Genomic DNA, 2,287 nt, shown 5'->3' on the forward strand with positions numbered 1-2,287 from the left:
CATTAATACCTTAATTAGCCTAGGATTTATTACGTGGGCAAATATCCAAGGTTATAGCACTTACTATTTATTAATTGAAGAATTAATTACCTTCTTCTTATACTTTGAGTTTATTGCTCTCATCGTAAAATACTTTAAAAATAACTTCCACTTCCCGCTTAATTTCTTTTTATATATTGGCATAACTGCAATTGTTAGACTGCTAATCATCGATCATGAATCGTCATATGATAATTTAATCTGGTCTGTTGCAATTTTTGTACTTGTATGTAGCTTAGTACTAGTAGAAAAGTTTATAGGACATAACGAGTAATAGCTTTAACGGCTAAATTATAAAAAGTTAATATGAATAAAAGGGCTCCTACAAATGTAGGAGCCCTTTTTGAGTAATAGAATCAACCGATATTAGAAGATGTTTTTTGCATAGTTAGCATATTTAGCTTCTAATTCTTCCATTTTATCGTTCATTTCAATTTGTAATTGAGATGCTAAGTCATATTCACCGTCATTAAGTGCATCGATTAATCGAGTGAACAAGGATTTGCGATCATCACTATCTTTAGCAAGATAGAAACGTAAATCGTTAACTTCTGCAAAACGTTTATCATCTACACTATTACGGCTATCAGTATGAATAGCTACCATTTTACGAACAGTATCAAGATTATTAGGAATCAAACGGTGAGCCAATACAAGTTTCCAACGTTTCAAAATAGATGCAATGAAGGAATCCATCAAGTCTTTAGCAAATGCATTACCTTGAGCCAATGTTTCAACTAATTCAGGGTTGTTTTGGTAACCTTTAATATTTTCCCATACAGTAGCTGGTGCAATACCAAACATTTGATTACGTTCTTCTTGAGTGAAATCATCGAATACATCTTTTTCTGTACGGTATGCACGATTTGTAGCAAGGTATTCAGCTGGTTCACCAACTTCTTTAGAAAGTTCTGCTTCCAATTGAGCTTGTGTTTTACCAGATGTAATAGCATATTTCATACCATCAAATGCAGAGATGAAGATCAATGCTAATGCAGTATATGTGTTTGTGTAAGGGTTTGGAGAACGCAATTCATAGCGTGTAGCCATAGGATTATCGATATCGCGAATCAAACCACAAAGGATGGTACGGTTACGGCTAGGTTCAGAAGGATCAGTACCTAAGGATGTAACGATACATACTGGTGCTTCGAAACCAGGTTTCAAACGATTTAAGGAGTCTGTTGTGGAGCTAATGAATGGATTGATTGCTTCGTAGTGTTTCAATAGACCCATGATTGCACCAATACCTAAGGAGCTAGCAGATTCTTTACGCATATCTTCTGGGCTGAACAAGTTAACAAGTTTACCAGATTTCAATTTAGCCATAACACCAAAGTGTGTATGTTCGCCAGAACCAGCTACACCAATAATAGGTTTCGCATTGAATGTTACATCAAGACCGTTTTCACGGAATACTTCACGAACGATAATACGAGCTTGTAATTCGTTATCTGCTGTTTGTAATGGGTTACCAGAGAATTTCCAGTCGATTTCCAATTGTTCTAATACTACTGCTTCATGACCATCTTCATCAAGTTTAGCTTTAACGCCACCTACTTCTTTATGGCCCATTTCTGCTTCCATACCATATTGATCAAGACGTTCTACCGCTTGTTCTAATGCAGTACGAACTGTACCATGAGTACGTTGCCAGTATTGTTCTTGTAATTTTTGAGATACAGATAATTCTTTTTTAGTAACTGTTCTAGATGGAGTTTTTACCCAGAATTCCAATTCAGTAGCAGATGTGAAGATAATATCTACAACATCATCAGATTTCACATGAGGCATACCAGGTAAACCATATTCTTTAATCAAAGATAATAATTCTGCACGAACATAGTCACAGCTATTTTTTAAGATAGAACGAGAATCAACATAACGATAGTTATGCATCAAGAATGCAGGAATACGAAGTGTACCAGTTGGCAAACCTGTTGCTTCATCGATATTTTCATAGTTATAATCAACGAACCAGTTTACACTTGGATCGCCCCACATATCAACACGTGCATTATTCAATGTTGCAATATTTGTAAGTACTACAGAAGAACCATCTGTTTGAACAGCACGACCTTCGAAGAATGCTTCATAATCATCAAAGAATGCTGACATAGGGATTTTTTCATCTGTATCATTACCAGCTAAATCGATACCTACAAGAGATACGAATTTAATTTCTGGGTGTTGTTCTAATAATGCAAGAACGCCTTCTTTACCATATTGACCTGCTGGAATGTAATAC

General features: G+C 35.5%; 2 protein-coding genes. One reads left to right on the plus strand and one right to left on the minus strand.

What is annotated here, in order from left to right:
• Nucleotides 1–313, plus strand: a 313-nt coding sequence (locus tag QZ334_RS08015) for a phosphate-starvation-inducible protein PsiE (protein ID WP_295233489.1), incomplete at its 5' end; no start/stop codon positions are given.
• Nucleotides 314–405: 92 nt separating this feature from the next.
• Here the strand turns inward: QZ334_RS08015 and QZ334_RS08020 are convergent.
• Nucleotides 406–2,287: glutamine synthetase (locus QZ334_RS08020; RefSeq protein ID WP_295233492.1), on the minus strand; the 1,882-nt coding region annotated here is incomplete at its 5' end.

Origin of the sequence: Veillonella sp. (assembly GCF_019414865.1) — a bacterium.
Lineage (GTDB): Bacteria > Bacillota > Negativicutes > Veillonellales > Veillonellaceae > Veillonella.